This window comes from Nocardiopsis halotolerans DSM 44410 (assembly GCF_000341065.1).
Taxonomy (GTDB): Bacteria; Actinomycetota; Actinomycetes; order Streptosporangiales; family Streptosporangiaceae; genus Nocardiopsis; species Nocardiopsis halotolerans.
This window is the reverse complement of the sequence record NZ_ANAX01000243.1, coordinates 19617-46041: the sequence shown is the minus strand read 5'-3', so window position 1 is coordinate 46041 and position 26425 is coordinate 19617. Positions and strand designations below refer to the sequence as shown.

General features: G+C 72.8%; 25 protein-coding genes and 2 pseudogenes. 15 read left to right on the top strand and 12 right to left on the bottom strand.

Annotated elements, in window-relative coordinates:
* Nucleotides 1-142: 142 nt before the first annotated feature.
* Complete coding sequence (locus tag D455_RS0119060; RefSeq protein WP_026122775.1) at nucleotides 143-745, top strand: hypothetical protein; 603 nt, start codon at nucleotides 143-145, stop codon at nucleotides 743-745.
* Between the two features lie 80 nt (nucleotides 746-825).
* Here the strand turns inward: D455_RS0119060 and npdG are convergent, their stop codons facing one another.
* Nucleotides 826-1521 (bottom strand): NADPH-dependent F420 reductase, encoded by a 696-nt coding sequence (gene npdG / locus D455_RS0119055; protein WP_017572303.1) that lies wholly within the window; start codon nucleotides 1519-1521, stop codon nucleotides 826-828.
* Nucleotides 1522-1592: 71 nt separating this feature from the next.
* Nucleotides 1593-1787, bottom strand: coding sequence for a hypothetical protein (locus D455_RS0119050; RefSeq protein ID WP_017572302.1), 195 nt, complete (start codon nucleotides 1785-1787; stop codon nucleotides 1593-1595).
* Nucleotides 1788-1934: 147 nt separating this feature from the next.
* Between D455_RS0119050 and map the strand changes: the two genes are divergently transcribed.
* The 4 genes from map (at nucleotide 1935) to D455_RS0119030 (ending at nucleotide 6429) form a co-directional block, all read left to right on the top strand.
* Nucleotides 1935-2786, top strand: coding sequence for a type I methionyl aminopeptidase (map, locus tag D455_RS0119045; RefSeq protein WP_241480278.1), 852 nt, complete (start codon nucleotides 1935-1937; stop codon nucleotides 2784-2786).
* Between the two features lie 96 nt (nucleotides 2787-2882).
* Nucleotides 2883-3716: a M55 family metallopeptidase gene (locus D455_RS0119040; RefSeq protein WP_017572300.1), complete on the top strand. Its 834-nt coding sequence runs from the start codon at nucleotides 2883-2885 to the stop codon at nucleotides 3714-3716.
* A 215-nt stretch (nucleotides 3717-3931) separates the two neighbouring features.
* Nucleotides 3932-5317, top strand: coding sequence for a M20/M25/M40 family metallo-hydrolase (locus D455_RS0119035; protein WP_017572299.1), 1386 nt, complete (start codon nucleotides 3932-3934; stop codon nucleotides 5315-5317).
* Between the two features lie 134 nt (nucleotides 5318-5451).
* Nucleotides 5452-6429, top strand: a complete 978-nt coding sequence (locus tag D455_RS0119030) for a S66 peptidase family protein (RefSeq protein WP_017572298.1) — start codon at nucleotides 5452-5454, stop codon at nucleotides 6427-6429.
* Nucleotides 6430-6479: 50 nt separating this feature from the next.
* Here the strand turns inward: D455_RS0119030 and D455_RS0119025 are convergent, their stop codons facing one another.
* Nucleotides 6480-6875: a type II toxin-antitoxin system VapC family toxin gene (locus D455_RS0119025; RefSeq protein WP_017572297.1), complete on the bottom strand. Its 396-nt coding sequence runs from the start codon at nucleotides 6873-6875 to the stop codon at nucleotides 6480-6482.
* Nucleotides 6876-7267: 392 nt separating this feature from the next.
* Between D455_RS0119025 and D455_RS0119020 the strand changes: the two genes are divergently transcribed.
* Complete coding sequence (locus D455_RS0119020; RefSeq protein ID WP_017572296.1) at nucleotides 7268-7552, top strand: helix-turn-helix domain-containing protein; 285 nt, start codon at nucleotides 7268-7270, stop codon at nucleotides 7550-7552.
* A 31-nt stretch (nucleotides 7553-7583) separates the two neighbouring features.
* Here D455_RS0119020 and D455_RS0119015 read toward each other — a convergent pair whose 3' ends face one another.
* Entirely contained in the window at nucleotides 7584-8522 is a 939-nt protein-coding gene (locus D455_RS0119015; protein ID WP_017572295.1) for a polysaccharide pyruvyl transferase family protein, read from the bottom strand.
* A 234-nt stretch (nucleotides 8523-8756) separates the two neighbouring features.
* Here D455_RS0119015 and D455_RS0119010 point away from each other — a divergent pair, with 234 nt between their 5' ends.
* The 3 genes and pseudogenes from D455_RS0119010 to D455_RS30995 all read left to right on the top strand — a co-directional run bounded on the left by D455_RS0119010 (nucleotide 8757) and on the right by D455_RS30995 (nucleotide 13914).
* A complete protein-coding gene (locus D455_RS0119010) occupies nucleotides 8757-10727 on the top strand; it encodes an acyl-CoA dehydrogenase family protein (protein WP_017572294.1) in 1971 nt (656 codons plus the stop codon).
* 310 nt (nucleotides 10728-11037) lie between these two features.
* Entirely contained in the window at nucleotides 11038-12321 is a 1284-nt protein-coding gene (locus tag D455_RS0119005) for an MFS transporter (RefSeq protein WP_017572293.1), read from the top strand.
* A gap of 259 nt (nucleotides 12322-12580) precedes the next feature.
* Nucleotides 12581-13914: pseudogene (locus D455_RS30995) on the top strand (GH1 family beta-glucosidase).
* Between the two features lie 177 nt (nucleotides 13915-14091).
* Here the strand turns inward: D455_RS30995 and D455_RS0118995 are convergent.
* From D455_RS0118995 to D455_RS0118970, 6 genes are all read right to left on the bottom strand, one after another.
* Nucleotides 14092-14670 carry a hypothetical protein gene (locus D455_RS0118995; RefSeq protein ID WP_017572292.1) on the bottom strand — a complete coding sequence of 193 codons (579 nt, stop codon included), beginning with the start codon at nucleotides 14668-14670 and terminating at the stop codon, nucleotides 14092-14094.
* A gap of 90 nt (nucleotides 14671-14760) precedes the next feature.
* A complete protein-coding gene (locus tag D455_RS30990; protein ID WP_083922307.1) occupies nucleotides 14761-15315 on the bottom strand; it encodes a TetR/AcrR family transcriptional regulator in 555 nt (184 codons plus the stop codon).
* An 85-nt stretch (nucleotides 15316-15400) separates the two neighbouring features.
* On the bottom strand, nucleotides 15401-16573 hold the full coding sequence (locus D455_RS0118985) for an acyl-CoA dehydrogenase family protein (protein WP_017572290.1): 1173 nt from the start codon (nucleotides 16571-16573) through the stop codon (nucleotides 15401-15403).
* Complete coding sequence (locus D455_RS0118980; RefSeq protein WP_017572289.1) at nucleotides 16570-18726, bottom strand: ATP-binding protein; 2157 nt, start codon at nucleotides 18724-18726, stop codon at nucleotides 16570-16572. The genes D455_RS0118985 and D455_RS0118980 overlap by 4 nt, the downstream gene beginning before the upstream one ends.
* Before the next feature lie 11 nt (nucleotides 18727-18737).
* Complete coding sequence (locus D455_RS0118975) at nucleotides 18738-20336, bottom strand: acyl-CoA carboxylase subunit beta (RefSeq protein ID WP_017572288.1); 1599 nt, start codon at nucleotides 20334-20336, stop codon at nucleotides 18738-18740.
* Entirely contained in the window at nucleotides 20333-22093 is a 1761-nt protein-coding gene (locus tag D455_RS0118970; protein ID WP_017572287.1) for an acyclic terpene utilization AtuA family protein, read from the bottom strand. Before D455_RS0118970 ends, D455_RS0118975 begins: the two co-directional genes overlap by 4 nt.
* 123 nt (nucleotides 22094-22216) lie before the next feature.
* Here D455_RS0118970 and D455_RS0118965 point away from each other — a divergent pair, with 123 nt between their 5' ends.
* The 3 genes from D455_RS0118965 to D455_RS0118955 all read left to right on the top strand — a co-directional run bounded on the left by D455_RS0118965 (nucleotide 22217) and on the right by D455_RS0118955 (nucleotide 24057).
* A complete protein-coding gene (locus D455_RS0118965) occupies nucleotides 22217-22690 on the top strand; it encodes a hypothetical protein (RefSeq protein WP_017572286.1) in 474 nt (157 codons plus the stop codon).
* Nucleotides 22691-22753: 63 nt separating this feature from the next.
* Nucleotides 22754-23353 (top strand): hypothetical protein, encoded by a 600-nt coding sequence (locus D455_RS0118960; RefSeq protein WP_017572285.1) that lies wholly within the window; start codon nucleotides 22754-22756, stop codon nucleotides 23351-23353.
* Between the two features lie 320 nt (nucleotides 23354-23673).
* Nucleotides 23674-24057 (top strand): VOC family protein, encoded by a 384-nt coding sequence (locus D455_RS0118955; protein WP_017572284.1) that lies wholly within the window; start codon nucleotides 23674-23676, stop codon nucleotides 24055-24057.
* Between the two features lie 162 nt (nucleotides 24058-24219).
* On the opposite strand, the gene D455_RS0118950 is transcribed toward D455_RS0118955, so the two are convergent.
* Entirely contained in the window at nucleotides 24220-24486 is a 267-nt protein-coding gene (locus D455_RS0118950) for a hypothetical protein (protein WP_017572283.1), read from the bottom strand.
* Between D455_RS0118950 and D455_RS36040 the strand changes: the two are divergent.
* The 3 genes and pseudogenes from D455_RS36040 to D455_RS0118940 all read left to right on the top strand — a co-directional run.
* Nucleotides 24485-24532: pseudogene (locus D455_RS36040) on the top strand (hypothetical protein); the annotation flags it as partial. The gene D455_RS0118950 and the pseudogene D455_RS36040 sit on opposite strands and share 2 nt — an antisense overlap.
* A 71-nt stretch (nucleotides 24533-24603) precedes the next feature.
* Nucleotides 24604-24777, top strand: coding sequence for a hypothetical protein (locus D455_RS34745; protein ID WP_193789451.1), 174 nt, complete (start codon nucleotides 24604-24606; stop codon nucleotides 24775-24777).
* Nucleotides 24774-24974 carry a DUF397 domain-containing protein gene (locus D455_RS0118940; RefSeq protein WP_017572282.1) on the top strand — a complete coding sequence of 67 codons (201 nt, stop codon included), beginning with the start codon at nucleotides 24774-24776 and terminating at the stop codon, nucleotides 24972-24974. Before D455_RS34745 ends, D455_RS0118940 begins: the two co-directional genes overlap by 4 nt.
* Nucleotides 24975-25050: 76 nt before the next feature.
* Here D455_RS0118940 and D455_RS0118935 read toward each other — a convergent pair whose 3' ends face one another.
* Nucleotides 25051-26340, bottom strand: coding sequence for a thymidine phosphorylase (locus D455_RS0118935; RefSeq protein ID WP_017572281.1), 1290 nt, complete (start codon nucleotides 26338-26340; stop codon nucleotides 25051-25053).
* Nucleotides 26341-26425: the final 85 nt, after the last annotated feature.

The window sequence follows — 26425 nt, the reverse complement described above, 5'->3', positions numbered from 1 at the left end:
GGCCACTACGTCTGGTACGCCCCCTTCACCGTGGAAGGCCCCGTACCCGACTCCCCCGACGAGGTCGTCACGCAGAACGTGCGCCCGATGACCAACGCCGAGCTGGCCGCGTGCCCGTGACCACCCGACGAAAGGCGAAGCGATGAGAACCCTCGCAGTGGGGGCCGCGGCGGGCCTGACGGCGGCCCTGGCGCTCACCCCCGTACCGGCCGCGGCCGACCACGAGGGCGCCCCGACGGTCAGGGAACTCCTGGAGCGGTGCGGTGAGGGCACCGACGTGTGCGAGTTCCACCCCTCGGGTGAGCCGGAGTACTTCCAGAACACCTCCGAGCCGGTCGGCGCCCCGGTCTACAACTGCACCGACCGCGAGCAGACCTCCCTGGTGATCTGGTCCAGCACCACGAGCGAGACCAACAGCGTGAACCTGTCGATGACGGCGACGTTCGGGGCGATCTTCAAGCAGAGCTTCAGCGTCTCCTACGGCCACGAGTGGACCTCGTCCCACACCCAGGCCCAGCGGACGCAGGTCACCGCACAGCCCGGGGAGGTGGCCCGCGTGTACTACGGGCCCCGGATGCAGCGCGTCCACGGAACCTACGAGCTGCACTTCCCCGACCGCGAGTGGGGCCACTACGTCTGGTACGCCCCCTTCACCGCGGAGGGCCCGGCCCGGGACCAGGGCAGCACGGTCACCCAGTCCACGGTGCCGATGACCGACGCCGAGCGGGCGGCCTACTGCGGCTGACCCCGCCCTCCCGTCGCGGCGCCGGTCTCCGGGGACCGGCGCCGCGCGCGTTCACGGCACCGCCCACCACGGCACCGGAGTCACAGGCCGGTGATCCGGATGCCCGCGTGAGTGCGGTAGCGGCGGTTGACCGCGATGAGGTTCGCGGTCAGGGCCTCGACCTGGTGGGCGTTGCGCAGCCGGCCGCCGAAGACGCCGCGCACCCCGGGGATGCGTTCGGCCAGGGCCCGCACCACGTCGGTGGCGGCGCGGTCCTCGCCCAGCACCAGGACGTCCAGGTCCACCTGGTCGACCTCCGGGTCCAGCAGCACCACCGCGGACACGTGGTGGAAGGCGGCCGTGACGCGGCTCTCCGGCAGGACCTCGGCGGCCTGCTCGGCGGCGCTGCCCTCGGCGACGTCGAGCGCGAAGGGCCCCCTCCTGTCGAAGCCGAGCGGGTTGACGCAGTCCACGACGATCTTGCCCGCCAGCGGCTCGGCCAGGCCCTCCAGCAGTTCCCGGTGGCCGTCCCAGGGCACGGCGACGATGACGATGTCGCCCGCGGACGCGGCTCCGGCGTTGTCCAGACCGCGGACGTCGACGGCGGCGGTCTCGGCCTCCACCAGTTCGCGGGCGGCCCTCTCGGCGCGTTCGGCGCTGCGCGAGCCGAGGTGGACGGTGTGCCCCGCCAGGGCGAGGCGGCGGGCCAGACCCCGCCCCTGGTCCCCGGTCCCGCCCAGGACCGCGACGGACAGCCCGGCGATGTCCGTGCCCTCGGGTGTGCTCTGTTCAGTCATGCGCCGATCCTGTCAGAGCCCCGGACGCGGGGGGCACCCCGGCCCCGCGCGGCGGGCCGCCCGGGCGCGGGTCACAGTTCCTCCTCTCGTGAGGAGACGTCCCACTCCTCGTTGCGCTGGGCCGCGATGGCCATCGCGCTGGCGGCCGTGTCCTCGTCCGGGTAGGGGCCCATGCGCATCCTGTTGGGGCAGCCGGGACCGTGCTCGACCCTCCCGTGCTTGAGGCAGTACCACCACTTGTCGTCCTGCGGGGTGTCCTCGCTCACTGTCACTCGCTTTCTACGGGACGTCGCCCGAGGCGGGAACGTGCTTCGTGGTGGCATCTACCCAGGGCCCGGCACCCCCTCACACCTCCGGCCGGAGACGCATCGCGCAGGTCCGACGGGGCCACCCACGAACTACAATCAGTGTCCATGACTACTCCGCTGGTTCCTGGGCGCATCTCGCCACAACGTTCGGTTCCCTCCCACATCGTCCGCCCGGAGTACGTCGGACGGAAGCATCCCGCGGAGGGGATCCTCGGTGACGTGCAGACCCCCGAGACCATCGAGCGGATCCGGGAGGCCGGGCGGATCGCGGCGCGGGCCCTGGAGGAGGTCGGCAGGCACGTCGAGCCCGGTGTGACGACGGACGAGCTGGACCGGGTCGGCCACGAGTTCCTGCTGGACCACGGGGCCTACCCCAGCCCGCTGGGCTACAGGGGCTACCCGAAGTCGCTGTGCTCCTCGCTCAACGAGGTGATCTGCCACGGGATCCCGGACGACACCGTGGTCTCCGACGGCGACATCGTCAACATCGACATCACCGCCTACAAGGACGGTGTGCACGGCGACACCAACGCCACGTTCCTGGCCGGGAACGTCACGGAGGAGCACCGGCTCCTGGTCGAGCGGACCCGTGAGGCGCTCACGCGCGCGATCAGGGCCTGCCGTCCGGGGCGCCAGATCAACGTGATCGGTCGGGTCATCGAGTCCTACGCCAAGCGCTTCGGCTACGGCGTGGTCCGCGACTTCACCGGCCACGGCGTGGGACCGGAGTTCCACTCGGGCCTGGTGGTGCCGCACTACGACGATCCGCGCGCGGACACCGTCATGGAACCGGGGATGACCTTCACCATCGAGCCGATGATCACGCTCGGCGGCGTGGAGTACGACATGTGGGACGACGGCTGGACCGCCGTGACGGCCGACCGCAAGTGGACCGCCCAGTTCGAGCACACCCTGGTCATCACCGACTCCGGCGCGGAGATCCTGACGCTGCCCTGAGCCCTGGCCGCGCCACCGGCCCGGCGCGCGGAGGCGGCTGCCGGAGGTGGCGCGCGCCCCTGGATCCCCGGAGGGGCGGGGCGTAGGGTCGTGGGGGTGAAGATCCTCATCTCCGCCGACATGGAGGGCGCCACGGGCGTCACCTGGCCCGCCGACGTCGAGCCCGGCACCGAGCAGTGGCAGCGCTGCCGTTCCATGTTCACCAGCGACGTCAACGCCGCGATCGAGGGCCTGTTCGAGGGCGGCGCCACCGAGGTGCTGGTCAACGAGGCGCACGCGACCATGCGCAACCTCCTGTTGGAGGAGTTGAACGGCGACGCGACCATGATCACCGGACGGCACAAGGAGCTGTCCATGGTCGAGGGCGTGCAGTCCGGCGACTGCGACGGCGTGGTGTTCCTGGGATACCACTGCGGCGCCGGTGACGAGGGCGTGCTCGCGCACACCTACCTGCCCAACGCGGTGACCGGTGTGTGGCTGGACGGCGAACCCGCCAGCGAGGGCCGTCTCAACGCCGCCGTGGTCGCCGAGTACGGTACCCCGGTCATCCTGGTGACCGGTGACGACCGCGCCTGCGAGGACGCCGCCACCTACGCCCCGTTCGCGCGGACGGTCGCGGTCAAGGACCACGTCAGCCGGTACGCGGCCCGCTGCCGTCCCCCGGCCAGGACCGCGCGGGACATCCGGTCCAACGCGCGCGACGCCATGATGCTGGCCGGGCACCTGGATCCGGTGGAGACCGCCGCCAGGGCGGTGGAGGTGGAGGTCGACTCCGCGCAGCTCGCCCAAGCCGCCGCCATCGTTCCGGGTGTCACCCGTACCGGGGTGCGGCGTGTCCGTTACGTCTCCCCCGACGCCTACGAGATGATCCGCTGCTTCAAGGCGGTGACCACGCTCGTCTCCAACGCCATGGAGGAGCGCTACGGCTGAGACCCGGGCGTCCAGGAGGGCGAGGACGGGCACCCCACGGACCGGTCCGCCGTTCCACCACGGTGGCCCCGCTCGTCCCCTGGAACCACGGTGTCTTCAATGCCGGGGCTCCCCGGGGCGGGACTGGTAGAACTGTGGCCGGGAGCACCTCGTCACCACCAGCCACTGCGGTTCTCCCCCATCCCTGACACCTCAGCGAGAGCGAGGCCGCGCACGTGGGTCGCACGATCACTTCCTTCTCCGAGAGAACCGAGGGCCTCGCGGAGGCCGGGGAGGACGCCGTCCAGCTGACCCGCGGGCTCGTCCGCCGCGACTCCACCAACCACGGGGGCGGCCGGGGCGACGAGCGCGCCGCCGCCGAGTACGCCGCCGAGGCGCTCGGCGACGCCGGGCTGGACCCTCGCGTCCTGGAGTCGGCCCCCCGACGCGCGAACGTGGTCGCACGCGTCCCGGGCACCGACCCCACGGCCCCGGCGCTGCTGGTGCACGGCCACCTGGACACGGTGCCCGCCGACGCCGCCGCCTGGACGCTGCCGCCCCTCTCAGGGGAGATCGCCGACTGCCCCGTCACCGGCGTGCCCGCCCTGTGGGGGCGCGGCGCCGTGGACATGAAGAACACCATCGCCATGGTCACCGCGGTCGTGCGCCACTGGGCCCGGTACGGTCTCCGGCCCCGGCGCGACATCGTGCTGGCCTTCGTCGCCGACGAGGAGGACAGCGCCGCCCACGGCGCCGACTACCTGGTCCGCGAGCACGCCGACCTGTTCGAGGGCTGCACCACCGCGATCGGTGAGGGCGGCGGTGAGACCATCCACGCCCGCACCGTCTCGGGGAAACCGGTGCGGCTGTACCCGGTGGGCGCGGCCGAGCGCGGCAGCGCCTGGCTGACCCTGCGCGCCCACGGCACGGCGGGACACGGGTCCCGTCCGCCGGGTGACAACGCGGTCGGCGCCCTGGCCGCGGCCGTGGCCCGGATCGACGCGCACGCGTGGCCGCTGCATCTGACCCCCGTCACGCGTGCGGCGATCGACGCGATCGCCGCCGCCCTGGAGGTGGAGCGCGTCCCCGGCGACACCGACACCGCGGAGGCGGTGGACGCCCTGGTCGCCAGGCTGGGAACGGCCGCGCCGCTGATCGGCCCGACCACGCGCAACAGCGCGACGCCCACCATGCTCTCGGCCGGGTACAAGGTGAACGTGGTGCCCGGGGAGGCCACGGCGGGCGTGGACGGCCGGGTACTGCCCGGGGGCGAGGAACAGTTCACCGCCACCATGGAGGAGCTCACCGGTGACCGTGTGTCCTGGGAGTACGCGCACGGTTCGCCGCCGGTGTCCGCGCCCGTGGACTCCCCCGCGTTCGCCGACCTGCGTGAGGCCCTGCTGTTCCACGACCCGGGCGCCCACGTCGTTCCGGTGTGCCTGTCCGGGGGCACCGACGCCAAGGTCTTCTCCCGGCTCGGCATCGAGTGCTACGGCTTCTCCCCCCTGGCGCAGCCCGAGGGCCTGGACTACACGAACCTGCTGCACGGCGTGGACGAGCGGGTGCCGCTGGAGGGGCTGCGCTTCGGCGTGCGCGCTCTGGACACGTTCCTGCGTGCGTGAGCGGCGGTCCCCGGCCGGGCACGTGTGCGGGCGTGTGACCGGTCACGCGGGGAGTGTCCGAGTGCTGGTGGTGGGAGCAGGAGCCGCGTCGGAGGGACGCGCGTGATCAGGAAGGGCCAGGCGTGGGAGAGGCGATGACCGAGGTGGCGGGCGCGGCGGTGCGGACCCCGGATCCGCGGGGTGTGCGGGAGCTGGTCCGGCCTCCGCGTCTGCGGGAGGGCGACCGGGTGCGGCTGGTCGCCCCGTGCAGTCCGGTCCCGGCGGACCGGCTGGACGAGGCGGAGGGAACGCTGCGCGGCTGGGGGCTGGAGGTGGAGCGGGCTCCGCACGTGCTTGACCGGCATCCGCGGCTGCCCTATCTGGCCGGCACGGACGCCGTCCGGGCCGCCGACCTCCAGGAGGCCTGGTGCGATCCGGACGTGGACGCGGTGTTCTGCGTGCGCGGCGGCGACGGGGCCCACCGGACGCTGGACCTGCTGGACTTCGACGCGATGCGCGGGGCCGGGCCCAAGGCGCTGGTCGGGTTCAGCGACGTCACCGCGCTGCACGAGGCGTTCGCGGTGGAGCTGGGGGTGGCCACGGTGCACGGTCCGGTGGTCGGCACCCGGTACTTCGTGGGTGACGGGACGGCCCAGGAGGAGCTGCGCACCACCCTGTTCCGTCCCGAGCGGCGGACGGTGCTGACCTCGCCGGGAGCGCGTGCGCTGGTGCCGGGCCGGGCCGAGGGCGTGACCTTCGGCGGGAATCTGAGCCTGCTCAACGACGGCCTGGCGACCCCGCGCAGCCGCCTGTCAGCCTCGGGGGGCGTCCTGCTGCTGGAGGACATCGGGGAGGACGTGGCCCGGCTCGACCGGATGCTGACCCATCTGCTGCGCAGCGGGTGGATGTCGGGGGTGGCCGGGGTGGCGCTGGGGACGTGGACGGACTGCCCGCCCGGCCCGGAGGTGGTCGCCGAACTGATGCGCGACCGGCTGGAGCCGCTGGGGGTGCCGGTGCTGTGGGGGCTGGACTTCGGTCACTGCGCGGCCCAGCTGACGGTCCCGCTGGGGATACCGGCGCTGCTCGACGCGGACGGCGGCCGTCTGGAGCTGGCCGTCCCGGGTCTGGCGTGATGACCCGCTCCCGGCCTGTCTCCGGGCCGGGCGGCGCTTCTCGTCGTTCCTCAGACCGTCATGACCTGGCAGTGCTTCTCGACCGCCTTCGCCAAACGGATGTCAGCGGTCACCAGGGGACAGTCGAGCAGCCGTGCCGCAGCCGCGTAGGCGGCGTCGTAGCCGCTGACATGGCCGCGCAACTCCCACATCATGGAGGACAACCGGCGCACACCGACCAGATCGATCTCCAGACCCTCACTCAACTCGGTGAGGGCGGCGTGAGCCCTGCCTTCGGTGATCCCTCCGCCCAGGCACAGTCCTCGCACCGCTGAGAACACCTCCATCGGCATGTGCTCGGGTGCGGCCCAGGTGTCCTTTTCCGCGAGCAGTTCGTTCGCCCGGGCACCAGCGGTCCCGTCGGACACCAGCGCGTTGACGAGAACACTCGCGTCGATGACGACCACTAACCGCCGTCCGGTCCGTCGTGGATTCCGTAACGCTCCATGCGTTCCTCACGCTCGGCCCGGATGATGTCGGTGACCGGGTCCTCCTCACCCTCGCCGAGACCGTCGGAGCGTCCCTGAAGCCCCGCAGGATCTCGGCGTTGCGCGACCGCCGCACCTCGGCCCTGACCAGATCGAGCAGGAAACCCTGCAACGACTGCCCTCTCTCCTTGGCGCGACGCACGAGGACGTCCCTCTCCTCGTCAGCGACCCCTCTGATCTGCAAAGCAACCATGCATGCATATTCCATGCATGGGCGATCGGCGGCCAGGGAGCCGGGAGGAGCGCCCTCCTCGGCGGCGGACTCCCCCGCCTTCGGGGAGAGGGGGAAACCGACGGGTTAGACTCGTCGCATGGTTCGTGAACCGCTGACCGCAGACCAGATCGAGCGCGGACGCCTCCTGGGCGGTCTGCTCCGTCAGGCCCGTGCGGAGCGCACGATGGTGGACGTCGCACGCCAGGCCGGGATCTCGGTCGAGACGCTGCGCAAGATCGAGGGCGGACGCATCCCCACCCCCGCCTTCTTCACGGTCGCGTCGATCGCCGCCGCCCTGGACCTGTCCCTGGACGACCTCCTGCGCCGGGTGGACGCCGACGTCTCCGCGGGAGAACCCCTGCCCGCCTCGGTGGCGGTCTGACCGCGCACGCGGAGCCGCACGGTGGCCGCCGTCAGACGCGGCCGGGAGTAGAGCTCCGCAGCGCCTCCGACAGCGCGCCGACCAGCGGCGAGCCGAGGTCGTCCGACCGGGACCGCGCGGCCTGGTGACCGGAGTCCAGACACCACTTCCAGAGCCGGTCCAGGCGCCCGGGGTCGAGTTCCCCCTCCGGGTGGTGGACCGTCTCCACCGGCCAGTTCCAGACCCTGCCCTGGGCCGCGACCTTGGCACCGCCCACGACGGGATCCACCACCACGGCCGGCACCCCGTTGCGCAGGGCCAGCACCAGTCCGTGCAGGCGCGTGGTCACCACCAGGTCCATCCGACGTACCAGGGCGTCGAACTGGTGCGGGGCGGCGCAGTGCAGCCAGTCGTCCGTGTCCAGCCGGGTGTCCACCGGCACCCGCGCGCAGTTCTTGGCCACGAGCCACCTCCCCAGGGCCCGGTGCACCTCCGCGTGGGCCGAACGGTCCCGGTACTCGCCCTGACCGGGCGCGGTGATCACTCCCACCACCGGCACCGGGGAAGGGGCGGGAGCACCCGCGGCGAGGTCGCGCCGCGGTTCCCCACCCGCTCCGTCGCGGGGCAGCACGGTGTGGAACCCGAGGAAGGCCGGGTCCCCGGTGCGGATCACCGACACGCCGACCGCGATGCGCCGGCAGGACGCGAAGGTCCGGTGGAGCTCCTCGACCTGGCGCCCGCTGACCGGACCGCACACGAAGACCAGGTGGGAGTAGTCGGCCGGATCCACCTCGTCGAGGGAGGGCCCACCCATGCGGAAACGGGGACTCCACACGGTGTCGTGGGCGACGCCCTCCTCCCGCAGCGCGACCGAGACGGTCATCGCCGCCCCGACGTCGCCCGCCGTGGCCTCCCCGTCCACGAACGAGAACCACCCGGCCAGGAGGACCCGTGTCCGGGTGTTCGACTCCTCTCCCATGCGCTGTTCCACGCGCTCTCCCCTCCTCGCCCTCGGTTGCGGCGTTCCCGTTCTCCGTCCACGCGGAGCGCCCAGTGGCTGGACTACCTCGGATGCCGTCGTCCCAACCATCCGGCGGAGGCCGCTCCGGACCCGCCCCGCCCCCTAACGTGATGATGTACGCGTGGCCCGGCCCGTGTGTGCCGCCGTCCGCCGGTGGTAGGCGGGTGGCAGGGCCGCGTCAGCGAGTACCGACAGGGGGAGCACATGACCGAACAGGCGCTGAGGGTGGACGAGGCCGAACTCCGCGGCCTCCTCGACGGCCGCTGGGCCCACGTGCGCGAACACGTGCGCGACGTCCTCCAGGGAGACCTGTACGCCCCCGTCCACGGGCTGTCGGTGGAGGAACACCGCGCCCGCACGCTCAGCCAGCTCAGGGACCTGGCCAAGAGCGACCTGCCCGCCTACGGCTTCCCCGAGTCGGTGGGCGGCCGGGGCGACGTCGGCGCGTCCGTGGTCGGCTTCGAGATGCTGGTCAACGACCTGTCGCTCATGGTGAAGATGGGCGTGCAGTGGGGGCTGTTCGGCGGGGCGATCAACGCCCTGGGCACCGAACGCCACCACGCCGAGTACCTGCCCGGCGCGATGTCGATGGAGCTGCCCGGTTGCTTCGCGATGACCGAGACCGGCCACGGATCGGACGTGCAGAGCCTGCGCACCACGGCCACCTACGACCCGGACACCGAGGAGTTCGTGGTCCACACCCCCGATGAGGCGGCCCGCAAGGACTACATCGGCAACGCGGCCCGCGACGGCCGTGTGGCGGTGGTGTTCGCCCAGTTGGCCGCCGGCGGTGAGGAGCACGGCGTACACGCCCTGGTGGTCCCGATCCGGGACGCGGACGGCACGCCCATGCCGGGCGTGCGCATCGGGGACTGCGGGCACAAGGCCGGGCTCAACGGCGTGGACAACGGCCGCCTGGAGTTCGACCACGTGCGGGTACCACGCGCCAACCTGCTCAACCGGTACGGGGACGTGGCCGCCGACGGCACCTACTCCAGCCCCATCGAGAACAAGAACCGGCGCTTCTTCACCATGCTCGGCACGCTGATCCGGGGCCGGGTCAGCGTGGCGGGCGGCGCGGGCAGCGCCGCCAAGGCGGCGCTGACCATCGCGGTGCGCTACGGCGACACCCGACGCCAGTTCACCCGGCCCGAGGGTGAGGGCCGGCCCGAGCGGGAGGTGCCCGTCCTGGACTACCTGGCGCACCAGCGCAAGCTGCTGCCCGCGCTGGCCCGCACCTACGCGCTGCACTTCGCGCAGGAGGAGCTGGTCACCCGCCTGCACGAGCTGTCCGAGGCGCCGGAGCGCGACGAGCACGCCCAGCGCGAGCTGGAGTCGCGGGCGGCCGGGCTCAAGGCGGTGGCCACCTGGCACGCCACCCAGACCATCCAGACCTGCCGGGAGGCGTGCGGCGGCGCCGGGTACATGTCGGAGAACCGCATCCCGCAGCTCAAGGCCGACTCCGACATCTTCACCACCTTCGAGGGCGACAACACGGTCCTGCTCCAACAGCTCACCAAGGGCCTGCTCACCAACTTCAAGGACTCGTTCGGCGACATGGACCAGCTGGGGCTGGTCCGGTTCATGGCGGGCAAGGTGTTCGAGACGGTCATCGAGCGCACCGCCGCCATCCCCCTGGTCGAGCGGCTCGTCGCGGCGGCTCCCGGGCGCGGCGAGGAGGCCGGGCTGTACAACCGGGGCTGGCAGCTGGAACTGCTGGAGGACCGCGAGAAGCACGTCATCGAGGGGTTGGCCGCACGGCTGCGCAGGTCCCGCAAGGACGGCGGCGACGCCTTCGAGGTGCTCAACCACGCCCAGGACCACGTGCTCACCGCGGGCCGCGCGCACATGGACCGGGTGGTGCTGGAGGCGTTCGTGGCGGGGATCGACCGCTGCGGGGACACCTCGACGGCCAAGCTGCTCAACCGGCTGTGCGACCTGTACGTGCTGTCGGTGGTCGAGGAGAACCGGGCCTGGTTCCTGGAGCACGAGCGGCTCTCGACCTCGCGGGCCAAGGCGGTGACCCAGGCGGTGAACGACCTGTGCCGCGGCCTGCGGCCCTACGCCGTGCGGCTGGTGAACGCGTTCGGGCTGCGCGACGAGTGGCTGGCCGCGCCGATCGCGCTGGGCGCCGAGCACACCCGTCAGGGCGACCCGGTTCCCGGCCGCGGCTGAGTCGTCCGTGTCGCGTCCGGGGACGGGCGCGACACGGCACGGACCCGGGAACGGCCGGGGCCGGAACGGCACGGGCCCGCCGTGGAGGGACGGTGACGTCGGTTCGCCGCCCCTTCCGGCACACCCTGTCCGGCCTCGGTGGTGGGGGTGAGTCAGGGCGGGCTCGGCCGGGGGCACCGGTGGCCTTCGCGCTCCGGCGACACGCACGTCCCGGAGGCCTCAGGCGCCCCGCGCACGGCACCGCCACGGGGCTTTCCACGCCGGGACGTTCCACCTAACATGAGAGGAATTCATGTTAGGTAGGTCACACGTGCGCACACCCCCCGCGCAGTCCTCCCCCACCCCACAGACACCCGCGGCACTCGCCGAACCCACCCGCCCCGTGCGTCGCCTGTGGGTCGCCGGGATCAGCCTGGCCAACCTGGGCATGTGGATGGCCTTCTTCGGTCCCCTCCAGGTGCTGCTGCCCGAACAGGTCGGCCTGCTCGCCCCGGACGCCAAGGAGACCACCCTGGCCTGGGTGACCGGGGTCGGCGCGGCCTGCTCCACCCTCGGCACACCGTTGGCCGGAGCCCTGTCCGACCGCACCACCAGCCGGTTCGGGCGCCGCCGTCCCTGGATCCTGGCCGGTGCGCTCCTGGGCGGCCTGGGCCTGGTGGTCCTCGGCCAGCAGAGCGGCGTGGCCGGGGTCCTGCTGGGGTGGGCGTTCGTCCAGACCGCGCTGTCATGCCTGAACGCGACGCTGCTCGCGGCCGTGCCCGACCACGTGCCGGTCCGCCAGCGCGGTGTGGTCTCCGGGTGGATCGGCATCCCACAGTCGGCGGGCGTGGTGGTGGCGGTGCTCCTGGTGACCGTGGTGGTCACGGGAATCGCTCCCGGCTACGCCCTCATCGGCGCGTTGACCATCGTCTGCGCCCTGCCGTTCGCGCTGCTGGCCCCCGACCCGCCGCTGCCCCGGGAGGCGCGCCCCGCGTGGAGCACGTTCGCGCGCGGCCTGTGGGTGTCCCCGCGGCGGTACCCCGACTTCGGCTGGGCCTGGCTGACCCGTTTCCTCATGCAGACGGGCAACGCCATGTTCACCCTCTACCTGCTCTACTTCCTGACCGACGAGGTGCGCTACGAGGAGCTGTTCCCCGGCTCCTCGGCCACGGACGGCCTGCTGATCCTGATCTGCGTCTACACGGCGGCGGTCGTGTGCACGACCGTGGTCGCCGGACTGGTCTCGGACCGCATCGGCCGCCGCCGGGGCATGGTGTTCCTGGGCGGGGTGGTCTCGGCGGTGCCCTCGTTCCTGGTCGCCACCTTCCCCACGTGGACGATGGGTCTGGTGTGCGCGGTGGTGTTGGGGATCGGCTTCGGCATCTACCTGTCCGTGGACAACGCCCTGGTCACCCAGGTGCTGCCCGCCGCCGGAGGACGTGCCAAGGACCTGGGGATCGTCAACATCGCCAGCGCCGGGCCGCAGGTGATCGCCCCGGCCCTGGCCGGTCCGATCGTCGTCCACCTGGGCGGATATCCGGTCCTGTACACCGTGTGCGGGCTGCTCAGCCTGCTGGGCGCGGTCCTGGTGTGGCGTATCAGGGGAGTCGCCTGATGCCCGTCCAACCGCCCATGCCCCAGCCCCGCCGGGGCCGCGCACCGGCGGCGGACCACGACCGCACAGCACGCCAGGGCCGTCCCCGCTCCCCCGCCCGAGCACCGGCCTCGGACGGCGCACCCGTGCCCGGGAACCGGGGCGGCCCCGTCCGTGCCGCACCGGTATCACCCGTGTCCCGAGATCCGGGCGGAACGCTCAGCCCGGCCTCCGAACCCCCGAGCCCCCCGGGGAAACCAGCGAAAGGCAGGTACCGCCCATGTCGTCACCCTTCCTGTGGGGAGTGGCCTCCGCCGCCTTCCAGGTCGAGGGCTCCCTCGACGCGGACGGACGCGGCCCCTCGGTGTGGGACGTCTTCGCCCGGCGCCCGGGGGCGGTCCGCGACGGGCACAGTCCCGCCGTGGCCTGCGACCACTACCGCCGGTGGTCCGAGGACGTGGAACTCCTGGACCGCCTGGGGGTGAACGCCTACCGGTTCTCGATCGCCTGGCCCCGCGTCGTGCCGACCGGACGGGGAGCGGTGAACGGGGCCGGTCTGGACTTCTACGACCGGTTGGTGGACGCCCTGCTGGAACGGGGGATCGCGCCGGTGCCCACCCTGTTCCACTGGGACCTGCCCCAGGCGCTGGAGGAGGCGGGCGGCTGGAGCACGCGCGCCACGGCGCACGCGTTCGCCGAGTACGCGGCGGCCGCCGCCGACCGCCTGGGCGATCGCGTGGGCCGGTGGATCACCCTCAACGAACCCCTGGTGCACATGACCTACGGGCACGTCCTCGGCGTCCACGCCCCCGGGCGGACCCTGGACGTGCCCGGGGCGATGGAGGTGGCCCACCACCTGCTGCTCGCGCACGGGCTGGCCGCCGGGGAGCTGCGTTCGCGCGGCCTGGAGGTGCTGCTCACCAACAACCTCTCTCCCGTCAGCCCCGCCGCCGAAGGCGACGTCGACGCCGCGGACGCCTATGACACCCTGCACAACCGCCTGTTCACCGATCCCGTGCTGACCGGCGTGTACCCGGACCTGTCCGCGTTCGGCGTCGCGGAGGTTCCCGGCGTGCGCGAGGGGGACCTGGGGGTGATCGCGGGCAGCGCGGACGGGTTCGGCGTCAACTACTACAACCCGACCGTGGTCACCGCGCCCGAGGAGGGGTCGGACCTGCCGTTCGGGTTCGGCGAGGTCCCCGACGCGCCGGTGACGGCGTTCGGGTGGCCGGTGGTGCCCGAGGGGCTGGGCCGGATGATCGACCTGCTGCGCGAACGCCACGGCGACGCGCTNCCCCCCCGCCGCTGTACGTCACCGAGAACGGCTGCTCCCAGCGGGACCCGGTGTCTCCCGGCGGCCGGGTCTCCGACCCCGAACGGATCGCCTACCTGGAGGGGCACGTCGCCGCCGTGGAGGCCGCGCGGGAGCGGGGCGCGGACGTACGCGGGTACTTCGTGTGGACGCTCACCGACAACTTCGAGTGGGCCGAGGGCTACCACCAGCGCTTCGGGCTGGTGCACGTGGACCACGCCACCCAGGTCCGCACCCCCAAGGACTCCTTCGCCTGGTACCGGGACCTCGTCGCCGCCCGGACCCGCCCGCGTGGTACGTGAAGGAGGAAGAACACCGCGAACACCCCCGCGGTGATCAGCGCCTCTCCCCACTCCCGACCGGCGGCGAGCACCAGGAACGGCACCATCGACAGGGCGGCGGCCGAAGTGGCCACGGCGGCGCGGAGGACGTGGCCTCGCCGTGTGGACAGGGGCGCTCCTCGAAGGTGGGGGCGAAGGTCAGTCCGCGACGGCGTCCAGGGTGCCGCTGTCGCGGGGCTCGGGGACGTCCGGGACGTCCTCGCCGCGCTGGCGGGCCGGTTCCCACCACCACCAGTGCGACTCGGGCACCCACGCGGGCACCTCCTCGTCGCTGACCGGCCGGGCGTTGCCCGCCACCTCCACGAGGGCCTCGTCCACGCGCGCGACGGCCTCCAGGTCCACGGGGCTCAGGAAGTCCCGCCAGGGCACGAACTCCTCGCCGAGCAGCTCCAGCATGGACCGCCGCCAGCAGGCGGGGCGGTAGGCCTCGTGCTGGCCGTTCTCCGCGGCGGTCTGGCTGCGGACCACGTACAGGCTGAGGCGGGCGGGGTTGTTGCCGCTCACCAGCAGCTCGGCCAGGGTGGCGTTGAACTCCAGCCCCGCCGGGGACCGCAGCTGGGCGGGGGTGGCCGTCCGGTACAGGTCGAAGAGGGCGGCGAAGGCGTTGTCCATCAGGGAGTCGCGGTCCCTGCGGCGGGACGCGCTCTCCGCGAACGCGTCCAGTGCCCGCCTGGCCATGCCCGGGAGGTCCACGCCCGCGTCCGCACTCACCTTCACACCGCCTGTCCAGTCCGGGATGAGATCCGTGGCGGGCCGGGCCCGCCGCTTCGATGATAAGCACGCTCCGTGCCGTCGGGGTAGCCGGTTTCAGGTGCTCCGGTCCCGCAGCTGCTCATCGAGCGTACGCGCCCACTGGCGCACGATCCGGCGCCGCCGGGGGCCGTCGTCGGTGAGCAGGTTGGCCAGTCCCAGGCCGCGTGCCAGGTCGAGGGTGGCCTGGACGGTCTCGCGGACCCCCGGGACCGACTCGTCCACGCCCAGCAGCTCCACGGCGGCCCGGTGGACCTCCCGGCCCATCCGCTCCTCCATGGGGATGATCCGTTCGCGCAGGACCGGGTCGCTGGCGGCGGCCGACCACAGTTGGAGGGCGGCCCGGAAGTCGGTCCCGGTGAACGCGTCCACGACCATCTGCACGACCGCCTCGGTGCGGCCCGGCCCCTCGGGGACGGCGGCGGCGCCGCGCCGGAGTTCCGCTCCACGGCTGTCGAGCATGTGCCGCAGCGCGGCCAGGAACAGGTCCTCACGGGTGGGGAAGTGGTGCTGGGCGGCGCCGCGGGACACCCCGGCCCGCCGCGCGACCGCCCCCACGGTGGCGCCGGCCGTGCCCTCCTCGGCCAGGCAGGCCACGGTGGCCTCCAGCAGCCGCGCCCGCNGCCCCCCTGCCGCGGCTCGCGCACGGCCTCGGTCACGTCACTTCCCCCGATCGGCACTTCCCCCGCTCGACCCGTCAGTACGACCTGGGCAGGCCGAGGGACTGCTGCGCCACGTAGTTGAGCACCATCTCCCGGCTCACCGGCGCGATGCGCGCCAGGCGGGCGGCGGCGATCGCCGAACCCAGGCCGTACTCGCTGGCCAGGCCGTTGCCGCCCAGGGTCTGCACGGCCTGGTCGACCGCGCGCACGCACGCCTCGGCGGCGGCGTACTTGGCCATGTTGGCGGCCTCCCCGGCCCCCGCGTCGTCGCCGGAATCGTAGCGGAACGCCGCGTGCTGGGTCATCAGACGGGCCTGTTCCAGTTCGATCTTGACCTGGGCCAGCGGGTGGGCCAGGCCCTGGTGGGCGCCGATGGGGGTGTCGCGCCACACCCTGCGCTCCTTGGCGTAGGCCACGGCCTGGTCCAGGGCGTGGCGTGCGCTGCCGGAGGCCAGGGAGGCGGCCATGACGCGTTCGGGGTTGAGTCCGGCGAAGAGCTGGAGGAGCCCGGCCCCGGGGTCGCCGACCAGGGCGTCGACGGGCAGGCGCACGTCGTCCATGAACAGCTGGAACTGGTGGTCGGGGCTGACCAGGTCCATCTCGATCCGGCGGGCCTCGAACCCGGGGGTGTCGGTGGGGACCACGAACAGCGCGGCGGACAGGCGCCCGGTGTCCTCGTCCTGGATCCGGCCGACGACGAGGACGGCGTCGGCGACGTCCACACCGGAGATGAAGGTCTTGCGGCCGCTGAGGACCCATCCGTCACCGTCGCGGCGGGCGGTGGTGGTGATGCGGTGGGAGTTGGACCCGGCGTCGGGTTCGGTGATGGCGAAGGCCATGATGCGCTCGCCCGTGGCCAGGCCCGGCAGCCAGCGCCGCCGCTGTTCCGCGGTGCCGAAGCGGGACAGGACCGTACCGCAGATGGCCGGGGAGACCACCATCATCAGGGTGGGGCACCCGGCGGCGCTGAGTTCCTCCAGGACGGCGGCCAGGTCGCCGATGCCGCCGCCTCCGCCCCCGTACTCCTCGGGGATGTTGACGCCCAGGTAGCCGAGTCCGCCCGCCTCGCGCCACAGGTCGGTGAGGTAGGCGCCCTCCCTGGCCCGGGCCCGGTAGTAGTCGGACCCGTACTTGGCGGCGAACGCGGACACGGCGGCGCGCAGTTCCACGCGCTCGGCGGGTTCGTTGAAGGTCATGGCACCGGTCACGGGTGGTCCCCTTCGTAGTCGAGTACGGCCAGGGGCGCCCCTGCGGGCACCCTCCGTCCCGCCGCGACCGGGATCTCCCGGACGGCACCGGCGGCGGGTGCGGTGACGCGGTGCTCCATCTTCATGGCTTCCATGCGCAGCAGGGTCTGTCCCGGGGCGACCCGGTCCCCCACGGCGACGTCCACGGCCGTGACGGTGCCCGGCATGGGCGCGGGCAGGGCGCCGGGGTCGACCGCGGTCTCGGGTTCGGGCAGGGGGTCGACGGGGGTGAGGGTGACCGACCCCAGGGCCGAGTCGACGTGGACGTCGGTGCTCCCCTCGTGGCGGTGGACGGTGAAGGCGCGGCGCAGGCCGTCGACCTCCAGCACCACCCGGCCGGGCGCCGCCCGGAGCACGTGGACCCCGGGCTGTTCGGGCAGGTGGACGCCTCGAAGGACGCGGTGGGAGGTGGTGACCGTGCGGTCCCCTCCCCCGTCGGCGGTGTACTCGCGGACGAGGGGCTGGGAGGGCAGGTTGCGCCAGTTGGCGGGGATCCCCGCGGGGACGGGGGCACCGGTACGGGCGGCCTCGGCGGCGGCCAGGGACGCGGCCAGCGCGGCGAGGCGCTCGGTCGCGGGGTCGGCCAGGGGCTGGGCGAGTGCGGAGAGGCGGTCGTCGTCCAGGTAGCCGGTGTGCAGCCGTTCGGGGGAGGACTCGGCGGCGCCGAAGTCCGGGTGGCGCAGGCAGCGTACGAGCAGGTCGCGGTTGGTGCCCACGCCGTGGACGCGCGCGGCGGCCAGGGCGGAGGCCAGGCGGCGGACCGCGTCGCGGCGGTCGCGGCCGTGGGCGACGACCTTGGCGAGGAGGGGGTCGAAGTCGGTGCCGACGGTGTCCCCGGGTTCGACGCCGCTGTCCAGGCGGACGCCGGGGGTGGTGAGGGGCGTGAAGCGGGCGGTGGTGTCGGGCACGTCGAAGGCGTGCAGGACGCCGGTGCGGGGCCGCCAGCCGTCGCGGGGGTCATCGGCGTACAGGCGCGCCTCGACGGCGTGGCCGCGCGGCGCGGGCGGGCCGCCCGCGGGCAGGGGTTCTCCCTCGGCGACGCGGATCTGCCACTCGACCAGGTCCAGGCCGGTGACGCACTCGGTGACGGGGTGCTCGACCTGGATTCGGGTGTTCATCTCCAGGAAGACGGGGGCGCCGAAGCCCTCCTCCGCGACGGGGACGAGGAACTCGGCGGTTCCGGCACCGGTGTAGCCGATGGCGCGGGCCAGGCGGCGGGAGGCGTCGTGCAGGAGTGCGCGCAGGTCGTCGGGGAGTCCGGGGGCGGGGGTCTCCTCGATGACCTTCTGGTGGCGGCGCTGGACGGAGCAGTCGCGCTCGCCCAGGGCCCACACGGTGCCGTGGGCGTCGGCGAGGAGCTGCACCTCGACGTGGCGTCCGCGCGGGACGTAGGGCTCGCAGAACACGGCGGGGTCGCCGAAGGCGGAGGCGGCCTCGGCGCGTGCGGCGGCGGCCTCGGCGGGCAGGTCGGCGAGGTCGCGGACCACGCGCATGCCGCGCCCTCCGCCTCCGGAGACGGCCTTGACCAGCACCGGAAGGTGTTCGGGGCGCACGTCGTCGGGGTCGAGGGCGTCGGCCACGGGCACTCCGGCCTCCCGGGCGATCCGCTTGGCGCGGGTCTTGGCGCCCATGCTCTCGACGGCCTCCGCGCGGGGACCGACCCAGGTCAGTCCGGCGGCGGCGACGGCGCGGGCCAGTGCGGGGTTCTCGGACAGGAAACCGTATCCGGGGTGGACGGCGTCGGCGTCGGCGGTCAGGGCGGCTTCGACGACGGCCGCGGGGTCGAGGTGGGCGTCCACGGGGCCGCGTCCCTCGGGGACGGGCAGGCGCACGGCGGTGTCGGCCTCGGTCACGTGCGCGGCGGTCTCCTCGCCGGTGGCGTACACGGCGACGGTGGCGATGCCCAGGGAGCGGCAGGTGCGCAGGACCCGCCGGGCTATCTCGCCCCGGTTGGCGACCAGCAGGCGGGTGATGGGGCGCGGCTGGACGGACCGGCCGTCGCGGGTCTCGGCGGGCGCGGGGCCTGGTTCAGCGCGGACACCGGTACCGGAGGGTCCGCTGGCCGGTGGGGAGGCCAGCCCGTCGGAACTCCGGGCCGGGGACGTGTCGTTCATGGTCTCCTCCCTCACATCCGGAAGACGCCGAAGCGGTCGGTGCCGCGGACGGGGGCGTTGTGGGCGTGGGACAGGCACAGGCCCAGGACGGTGCGGGTGTCGCGGGGGTCGATGACGCCGTCGTCGTGGACCCGTCCGGACAGGAAGAGGGGCAGCGACTCGGCCTCGATCTGGTTCTCCACCATCTCCCGCATGGCGGCGTCCTGTTCCTCGTCGTGGGGATGGCCCTTCCGGGCCGCGGACTGGCGGGAGACGATGGACAGGACCTCGGCGAGCTGCTTGGGCCCCATGACGGCGGACCGGGCGCTGGGCCAGGCGAACAGGAAGCGGGGGTCGTAGGCCCGGCCGCACATCCCGTAGTGGCCCGCGCCGTAGGAGGCGCCGACCAGCACCGAGAAGTGGGGGACGGTGCTGTTGGAGACCGCGTTGATCATCATCGATCCGTGCTTGATGATGCCGCCCTGCTCGTACTCGCGGCCGACCATGTAGCCGGTGGTGTTGTGCAGGAAGACCAGCGGCGTGTCGGCGCGGTTGGCGAGCTGGACGAACTGGGCGGCCTTCTGCGCCTCGGCGCTGAACAGCACGCCGTGGTCGTTGGCCAGCACGCCGACGGGGTACCCGTGCAGGTCGGCCCACCCGGTGACCAGGCCGCTTCCGTAGGAGGGCTTGAACTCGTCGAACTCCGAGCCGTCCACGAGGCGGGCGATGATCTCGCGTGGGTCGACGGGGACGCGCAGGTCGGGCGGCATGACGCCGAGCAGGTCCTCGGCCGGGTACAGGGGTTCGCGGACCGACGCGCGCGGGGCGGGACCGGCCTTGCGGTGGTTGAGGCGGGCCACGATCGCGCGACCGACGCGTATGGCGTCGCGCTCGTCCTCGGCGAGGTGGTCGGCCAGCCCGGACACCTCGGCGTGCATGCGGGCGCCGCCCAGCGACTCGTCGTCGCTCTCCTCGCCCGTGGCCGCCCGGACCAGCGGCGGTCCCCCCAGGAACACCTTGGAGCGCTCGCGCACCATGACCACGTGGTCGCTCATGCCGGGAACGTAGGCGCCCCCGGCGGTGGAGCTGCCGAAGACCAGCGCGACGGTGGGGACCCCGGCGGCGGACAGGCGGGTCAGGTCGCGGAAGGTGCGGCCTCCCGGGACGAAGATCTCCTTCTGGGTGGGCAGGTCCGCGCCGCCGGACTCCACCAGGCTGATCAGCGGCATCCTGTTCTGTTCGGCGATCTCGGCGGCACGGGTGGACTTGCGCAGGGTCCACGGGTTGCTGGATCCGCCGCGCACGGTGGGGTCGTTGGCCACGAGCACGCACTCCACCCCGGAGACCACGCCCACCCCGGTGACGACGCTGGCGCCGACGTGGAAGTCGCTGCCCCAGGCGGCGAGCGGGGACAGTTCCAGGAAGGGGCTGCCCTCGTCTAGGAGGAGTTCGATCCGCTCGCGGACCAGCAGTCCGCCCCGGGCGCGGTGGCGCTCCACGTAGCGCCGCCCGCCCCCGGCCAGGGCCTTGGCGTGTTCGGCGTCGATCTCGGAGAGGGCGGCGAGCATGGCCTCGCGTGCCTCGGCGAAGGTGGGCGAGGCGGTGTCGAGTCGCGTTCCCAGGACGCTCACGGTCGCTCCACCTCCTCCAGCAGCGCCTCGGGGATCGGCGCCCTACGTGCGCGCAGCCACTCGCCCAGCCCCTTGGCCTGGGGGTCGGTCCCCTCGCGGCGGGCGGTGCCTGGGGCGAGCATGCCCTCGATCCAGAAGTTGGCGGCGCGCAGGCGGGGCAGCAGGTACCGGGTGACCCGGAGTCCGGCGGTCTCGGGCAGGAGTTCGCGCAGCAGGTCGACGGTGAGGGTGGTGGCCAGCCACCGCCACGCCATGTCGTCGGACACCCACACGCCCAGGTTGGCGTCGGCGCCCTTGTCGCCGCTGCGCGCGCCCAGGACCAGGCCGAGCGGCGCCAGGCGGGTGGGCCCGTCCGGCAGGGGGTCGGGCGGTGGCGGTTCGGGGACCGCGGCCAGGGCGCGGGTGCGGGGCGCGGGGGCGACGGGGAGCCGCGCGCCGTCGGGGAGGATCGCGGTGTGCGCGACCTCGGCGGCGGGCACGAACGCGGAGGTGGCGGCGACCCCGTCGGGGCGGGCGTCGCGCGGCGGCGAGGTGAGGTGGAACCCGGCGTAGCTGCCCAGGGCCAGTTCCACGGCGGCGGCGCCGAAGGAGCGGCCGATGACGGCGGGGTCGTGATCGCGGGCGACCACGCGCAGGCGTGCGGTGGCCGCGTCCTGGGTGGGGCCGTGGGGGTCCTCGGCGGGCACGAGGGTGAAGCGCAGGTCGTCCGGTTCGCGGGGGGAGAGCCCGGCGCGCAGCTGGCGCTCGACCAGGGCGGCCTTGCTCTCGGCGTCCAGGCCGGGGATGAGGAACTCGACCTCGTTGCGGAAGCCGGTGAGGTTGGTCAGGCCGACCTTGAGGTCGGGGGGCGGTTCCTCGCCGCGCGTGCCGCTGAGCAGGACGCGGTCGGGGCCCTGCTGGGTGAGGCGGACGGTGTCCAGGCGGGTGGTGACGTCGGGGCCGGGGTAGCGGGGGCCGCGGATCTCGTAGACGAGCTGGGCGGTGACGGTGCCGGTGGTGACGGTGCCGCCGCTGCCGGGGTGCTTGGTGATGACGGCGCTGCCGTCGGCGTGGACCTCGGCGAGGGGGAAGCCGGGGCGGCCCGGGTCCGGGACCTCGCTTCGCCGACCGGTGGGAGGGGCGTAGTTGCCGCCGGTGGCCTGGGTGCCGCACTCGATGACGTGCCCGGCCGCGGTGGCCCCGGCCAGGGCGTCCAGGTCGGCGGGGGTCCAGCCGAAGTGGGCGGCGGCGGGGCCCACCGTCAGGGAGGCGTCGGTGACGCGGCCGGTGACGACGATGTCGGCCCCCGCGTCCAGGCAGGCGGCGATGCCGAAGGCGCCCAGGTAGGCGTTGGCGGTCAGGGGTGAGCCCAGGCCCAGTTCCTCCGCCCGGTCGATGAGGTCGTCGCCGGTGACGCAGGCGATGCGGGGTTCGAGGCCGAGCCCGTCGGCGAGTTCGGTGAGCCGGTCGGCCAGACCGCGCGGGTTGAGGCCGCCCGCGTTGGTGACCACCCTGACGCCGCGTTCCATGACCAGGGTCAGGCTGTCGCGCATCTGCCGCAGGAAGGTCCGGGCGTAGCCGCGTCCGGGGTCGTCCAGCTGGTCGCGGCCGAGGATGGCCATGGTGAGCTCGGCCAGGTAGTCGCCGGTGAGGACGTCGATCCGTCCCTCGGTGAGCATCTCGTGGACGGCGGCGAGGCGGTCCCCGTAGAAGCCCGAGGCGTTCCCGACCAACAGCGGTGGCGTAGCGGTCATGGACACGAGAGTGACACCGACCACACGAAAAAACAAGCACGCATGATTGTTTTTGGCGGGTAAAAAATGACGGTATGGCCGATAGTGGCCACGGAGGGTACGTTAGACCGCTCTGAGAGGGGAGACGCGCGCGGTAGTTTTGGCGCCGTGAGCACCTCGCGAGAAGACACCAACCCCACCCCCACCGATGCCGCCCCCGAGGAGGCTGAGAACGTTCCGGCCGCCGAGGGCACCGAAACGTTCGGGGAGACCGAGGCCAGCGGCGCCTTCATCTCCGGAGCACCGGTCCGCTCCCCCGGCGGCCCGTTCTCCGCGGAGGCCTTCAGCGTCATCTCCCTGATGCTGTTCGCGCTCACCGCGGTGAACACGCGGCTCTTCGAGCTCTTCGGTTTCTTCGCCGTGGCCGGAGCCTCCACCAACAACCCGGGCGAGATGAACACCATGGCCGCCGAGGTCATGGTCGCGGGCGGGTTGAGCGCGCTGACCGTGCTCGCCGGGGCCGTGTCCCTGTTCCGGAGCAACGTGGGCACGCGCGCGTGGAGCCGCTGGGCCGCCACCGCGGCCGTGGTCGTGGGCGCGCTGCTGGTCGCGGCCTCCGCGCTGACCTACGTCTCCCTCTAGTCTGGGCTGTGAACAGGGATTCCGTAGAACTTCCCTTGGTGGTCGGACGGGTACGTTGGCCGCGTGAGTACATCACCGGAAGGTCACGACCCGATCGACCGCACCCGAGGCCGCGAGCCGGACACCGGCGCCACCCCGGCCAGCGGCCGCGAGCCGAACTTCGAGCGTGAGCCGGGCTTCGAGCGCGAACCGGGCACCGAACGTGAGCCCGTCACCTGGGCCGAAGCACCGGCGGAGGAACCCGTCGCTGCGGGGGAGGGAACCGGAACGGCGGTTCCGCCGGAGGACACCACCAGGTCCAGCGGCGTGGTGTCCGCGGAGACCTTCGCCCTGACCGCGCTGTTCCTGCTCGGCATCACCGTGTTCTCCAGCCAACTGGTCCAACTCTTCACCACGGTGGCCATCGTCGGGGACCAGCCGGTCCCGGTGGACCAGGTCTCGCAGTTCTCCATCCAGACACTCATCGGCGGGGCTATGGCCGCGATCACGGCGCTGTTCGCGGCGCTGGCGCTCGCCCTGGCCAAGGTCAGGACCCGGCCCTGGGCCCGCTGGCTGGCCACCGCCGTGCTCATCGTGAGCGTGCTGCTGCTGATCCTGGCGATCGTGACCTACGTCATGATGCCGACCGGGACCGATCCGCAGCCGTTCCAGATCCCGGAGTGATCCGCCGACCGCCGTCTCCGACGAACCGCGCCCCGCTGTGGCGCGGTTCTTTCTTGTCCGAGCTCCGACACACGGCCGTTCACTCCCGAATACCGTGGAAATCCGACCTCCTCGCTTCACACCGGCAACGAATCCGGTCAGCCCGCTGGCCAACGGCTCTCGTGTGCAGCAAACAGGTACAGAACGAAGATCAGCGGTGTCGACTCGACCGCCCGGCGTTCCTGGACTTTCGGAACGTGGTGGCCCACCGGGAGCTGTGCGTGCGAACGACGAGCGCAACTCGGTAGCGTCCGGAGTAGCGGTCGGGAAGACTGGCGCGCATGTTTTCGGTATTGCAGAACGTGGCGATCGACTGTGCGGATGCCTACGAGCTGGCCCGGTTCTGGAGCAGGGTGACTGGCCATCCGCTGCACCCTGCTGACGAACCAGGCGAGCAGGAGACTCAGGTACTGCTGCCGGAAGGTCCGGTGCTGCACTTCAACCAGGTCCCCGAGCCCAAGAAGACCAAGAACCGGATCCACCTGTGTCTGCGCCCGGAGACCTCGCGTGATCAGGAGGTGGAACGGCTGCTGGGGATCGGCGCCACCTTTGTCGCCGATCACCGGAATCCCGACGGCTCTGGCTGGGCGGTCCTCGCCGACCCCGAAGGCAACGAATTCTGCGTTCTTCGCAGCGAGTCCGATCGAGCCGCGACGAGTTCCTGAACCTCACGCGCCATCCTGGCCGTTCTCGTACGGCAGCTGGTCACCACCGCTCGTTGGCGGCCGAGACCGTGTCCCGTTCCGAACGGTTTCGACTGTCCCCGGTGGAGGACGGCGGAACCGTCCTCCACCGGGAGCCGTGCGTGCCGCGCGGGAGTGGGCGGGTCAGCAGGTTTCGGCGTGGGCGTCGCGGAACTTCCGGCCCAATTCGAACAGACACATCACGCTGGTCACCACCCCCACGGTGCTCGGCGAGTTCGACAGACCCTCGGCGAGGGTGAGTTCGACCGAGGCGCACCGGTCGGAGGCGAGCGTGACCTGCATGGTGACCTCGTCGTCCTGGATGACGAGGAAGTCGGGAGCCCTCCTGTCGTAGTCCTGCGCCTCCAGGTCGGTCGCCCTGAGGCGCCCCGCCGGAGGCAACCAGGTCATGGCGGAGCAGATCGCTCACCTAGTGGCTTCCGCTCAGCGGGACAACGTCGACGTCAGGGTGCTTCCCTTCTCCGCCGGAGCACATGGGGAAGCGCGGGCGCCTTCAGGATCATCCACATGCCGGAGCCCTTTCCTGCGGTCGCCCGCATCGAAACACCCACTGGTGCCCTGTTCGTCGAATCAGAAGGCGCGGAGGATCTGGTCGGCCGATACGATCGCCTGCACCAGGGAAGTCCCAACACGGCGGCGTCGATCGACTTCCTACGCGTGATCGGACAGGAGTTGCGGTGAACCGGGACACGTCGGCCGTCTTTGGTTGGCGCACCAGCAGCTACAGCGTCAACGGCGGCGGCCAGTGTGTCGAGGCGGGCCCCTTCCTCAACGAGCCCCAGCGGTTCGCGGTCCGCGACTCCACCCAGCGCGACCTCGGCTACCTCTCCTTCCCCTCCCCCGAGTGGTCCGCGCTCCTGCGCAGCGCCGCGCGCTGACCCTCACCCTCCACCCGGAACACCCGTGGGGCGGCCACCGGAGAACCGGTGCCCGCCCCACGGTCAGGGTTCGGACTCAGGCGATCCGGTCGATCACCAGCGGCCGGGCCTCGTAACCGGCCTCCGGGTCGATGTCGAAGGCGCCCTCCAGCGCCTCGGCGGCCCGCTCGAACCGCTCCGCCTCATCGGCGTGCAGGGTGAACAGCGGCTCCCCCGCCTGCACGGGCTCCCCCGGCTTGGCGTGCAGGGTCACCCCCGCACCGAAGGACACCGCGTCCTCCTTGCGCGCCCGACCGGCGCCCAACCGCCACGCGGCCACCCCCACCTGGTAGGCGTCCATCCGGGTCACCGTGCCCGAGGCCGGAGCGAGCACCACCCGGCGCTCGGCGGCCACCGGCAGGGGCGCCTCGGGGTCGCCGCCCTGCGCCCGGACAAGGTCCTTCCACACGGCCAGGGCACTACCGTCCCGCAGCGCCTCGGCCGGGTCCTTCACCCCGTCCTCACCGGGCACGAGCCCGGCCGCGGCCAGCATCTCCCGGGCCAGCGCCACGGTCAGCTCCACCACGTCCGCGGGCCCGCCGCCGGAGAGCACCTCCACGGCCTCGGCCACCTCCAGCGCGTTGCCCACCCGGCGCCCCAGCGGAGCGGCCATGTCGGTCAGCAGCGCCACCGTGCGCACCCCGTGGTCGCGCCCGATGTCGACCATCGTGCGGGCCAGCTCGCGCGCCGAGGCGGTGTCCTTCATGAAAGCGCCCGAACCCACCTTGACGTCCAGGACCAGCGCCCCGGTGCCCTCGGCGAGCTTCTTGCTCATGATGGACGCCGCGATCAGCGGGATCGACTCGACCGTCCCGGTCACGTCCCGCAGCGCGTACAGCTTCCGGTCGGCCGGGGCCAGCCCGGACCCGGCCGCGCAGATCACCCCGCCCGTGGAGTCCAGCACCTCCCGCATCTCGTCCGTGGACAGCGACGCGCGCCACCCGGGGATCGACTCCAGCTTGTCCAGGGTCCCGCCGGTGTGTCCCAGCCCCCGCCCCGACAGCTGCGGCACGGCCGCGCCGCACGCGGCGACGGTGGGGGTGAGCGGCAGGGTGATCTTGTCGCCCACCCCGCCCGTGGAGTGCTTGTCGGTGGTGGGCCGCGCCAGGTCGGTGAAGTCCAGGCGCTCGCCCGAGGACAGCATGGCCTCGGTCCAGCGGCTCACCTCGGCCCGGTTCATCCCGCGCAGGAAGATCGCCATGGCCAGTGCCGACATCTGCTCCTCGGCGACCTCACCCCGGGTGTAGGCGCCGATCACCCAGTCGATCTGCTCGGGGGTCAGCTCTCCCCCGTCGCGCTTGGCTCGGATGACCTCGATGACGTCCATGTCATCTTCCTTTCACCTGGCGGAAAACAGGTCTCCCCGGGCACCGCCGGTCGGGCGGCGTCCGGGGAGGCCCCAGAACAACACT

Bases quoted from the DNA above. Each gene is read 5' to 3' on its own strand.
- D455_RS0119060 (WP_026122775.1), top strand. From the start codon at position 143: ATGAGAACCCTCGCAGTGGGGGCCGCGGCGGGCCTGACGGCGGCCCTG.
- npdG (WP_017572303.1), bottom strand. From the start codon at position 1,521: ATGACTGAACAGAGCACACCCGAGGGCACGGACATCGCCGGGCTGTCC.
- map (WP_241480278.1), top strand. From the start codon at position 1,935: ATGACTACTCCGCTGGTTCCTGGGCGCATCTCGCCACAACGTTCGGTT.
- D455_RS0119030 (WP_017572298.1), top strand. From the start codon at position 5,452: ATGACCGAGGTGGCGGGCGCGGCGGTGCGGACCCCGGATCCGCGGGGT.
- D455_RS0119020 (WP_017572296.1), top strand. From the start codon at position 7,268: ATGGTTCGTGAACCGCTGACCGCAGACCAGATCGAGCGCGGACGCCTC.
- D455_RS0119010 (WP_017572294.1), top strand. From the start codon at position 8,757: ATGACCGAACAGGCGCTGAGGGTGGACGAGGCCGAACTCCGCGGCCTC.
- D455_RS0118980 (WP_017572289.1), bottom strand. From the start codon at position 18,726: ATGAACGACACGTCCCCGGCCCGGAGTTCCGACGGGCTGGCCTCCCCA.
- D455_RS0118955 (WP_017572284.1), top strand. From the start codon at position 23,674: ATGTTTTCGGTATTGCAGAACGTGGCGATCGACTGTGCGGATGCCTAC.
- D455_RS0118950 (WP_017572283.1), bottom strand. From the start codon at position 24,486: ATGACCTGGTTGCCTCCGGCGGGGCGCCTCAGGGCGACCGACCTGGAG.
- D455_RS34745 (WP_193789451.1), top strand. From the start codon at position 24,604: ATGCCGGAGCCCTTTCCTGCGGTCGCCCGCATCGAAACACCCACTGGT.
- D455_RS0118935 (WP_017572281.1), bottom strand. From the start codon at position 26,340: ATGGACGTCATCGAGGTCATCCGAGCCAAGCGCGACGGGGGAGAGCTG.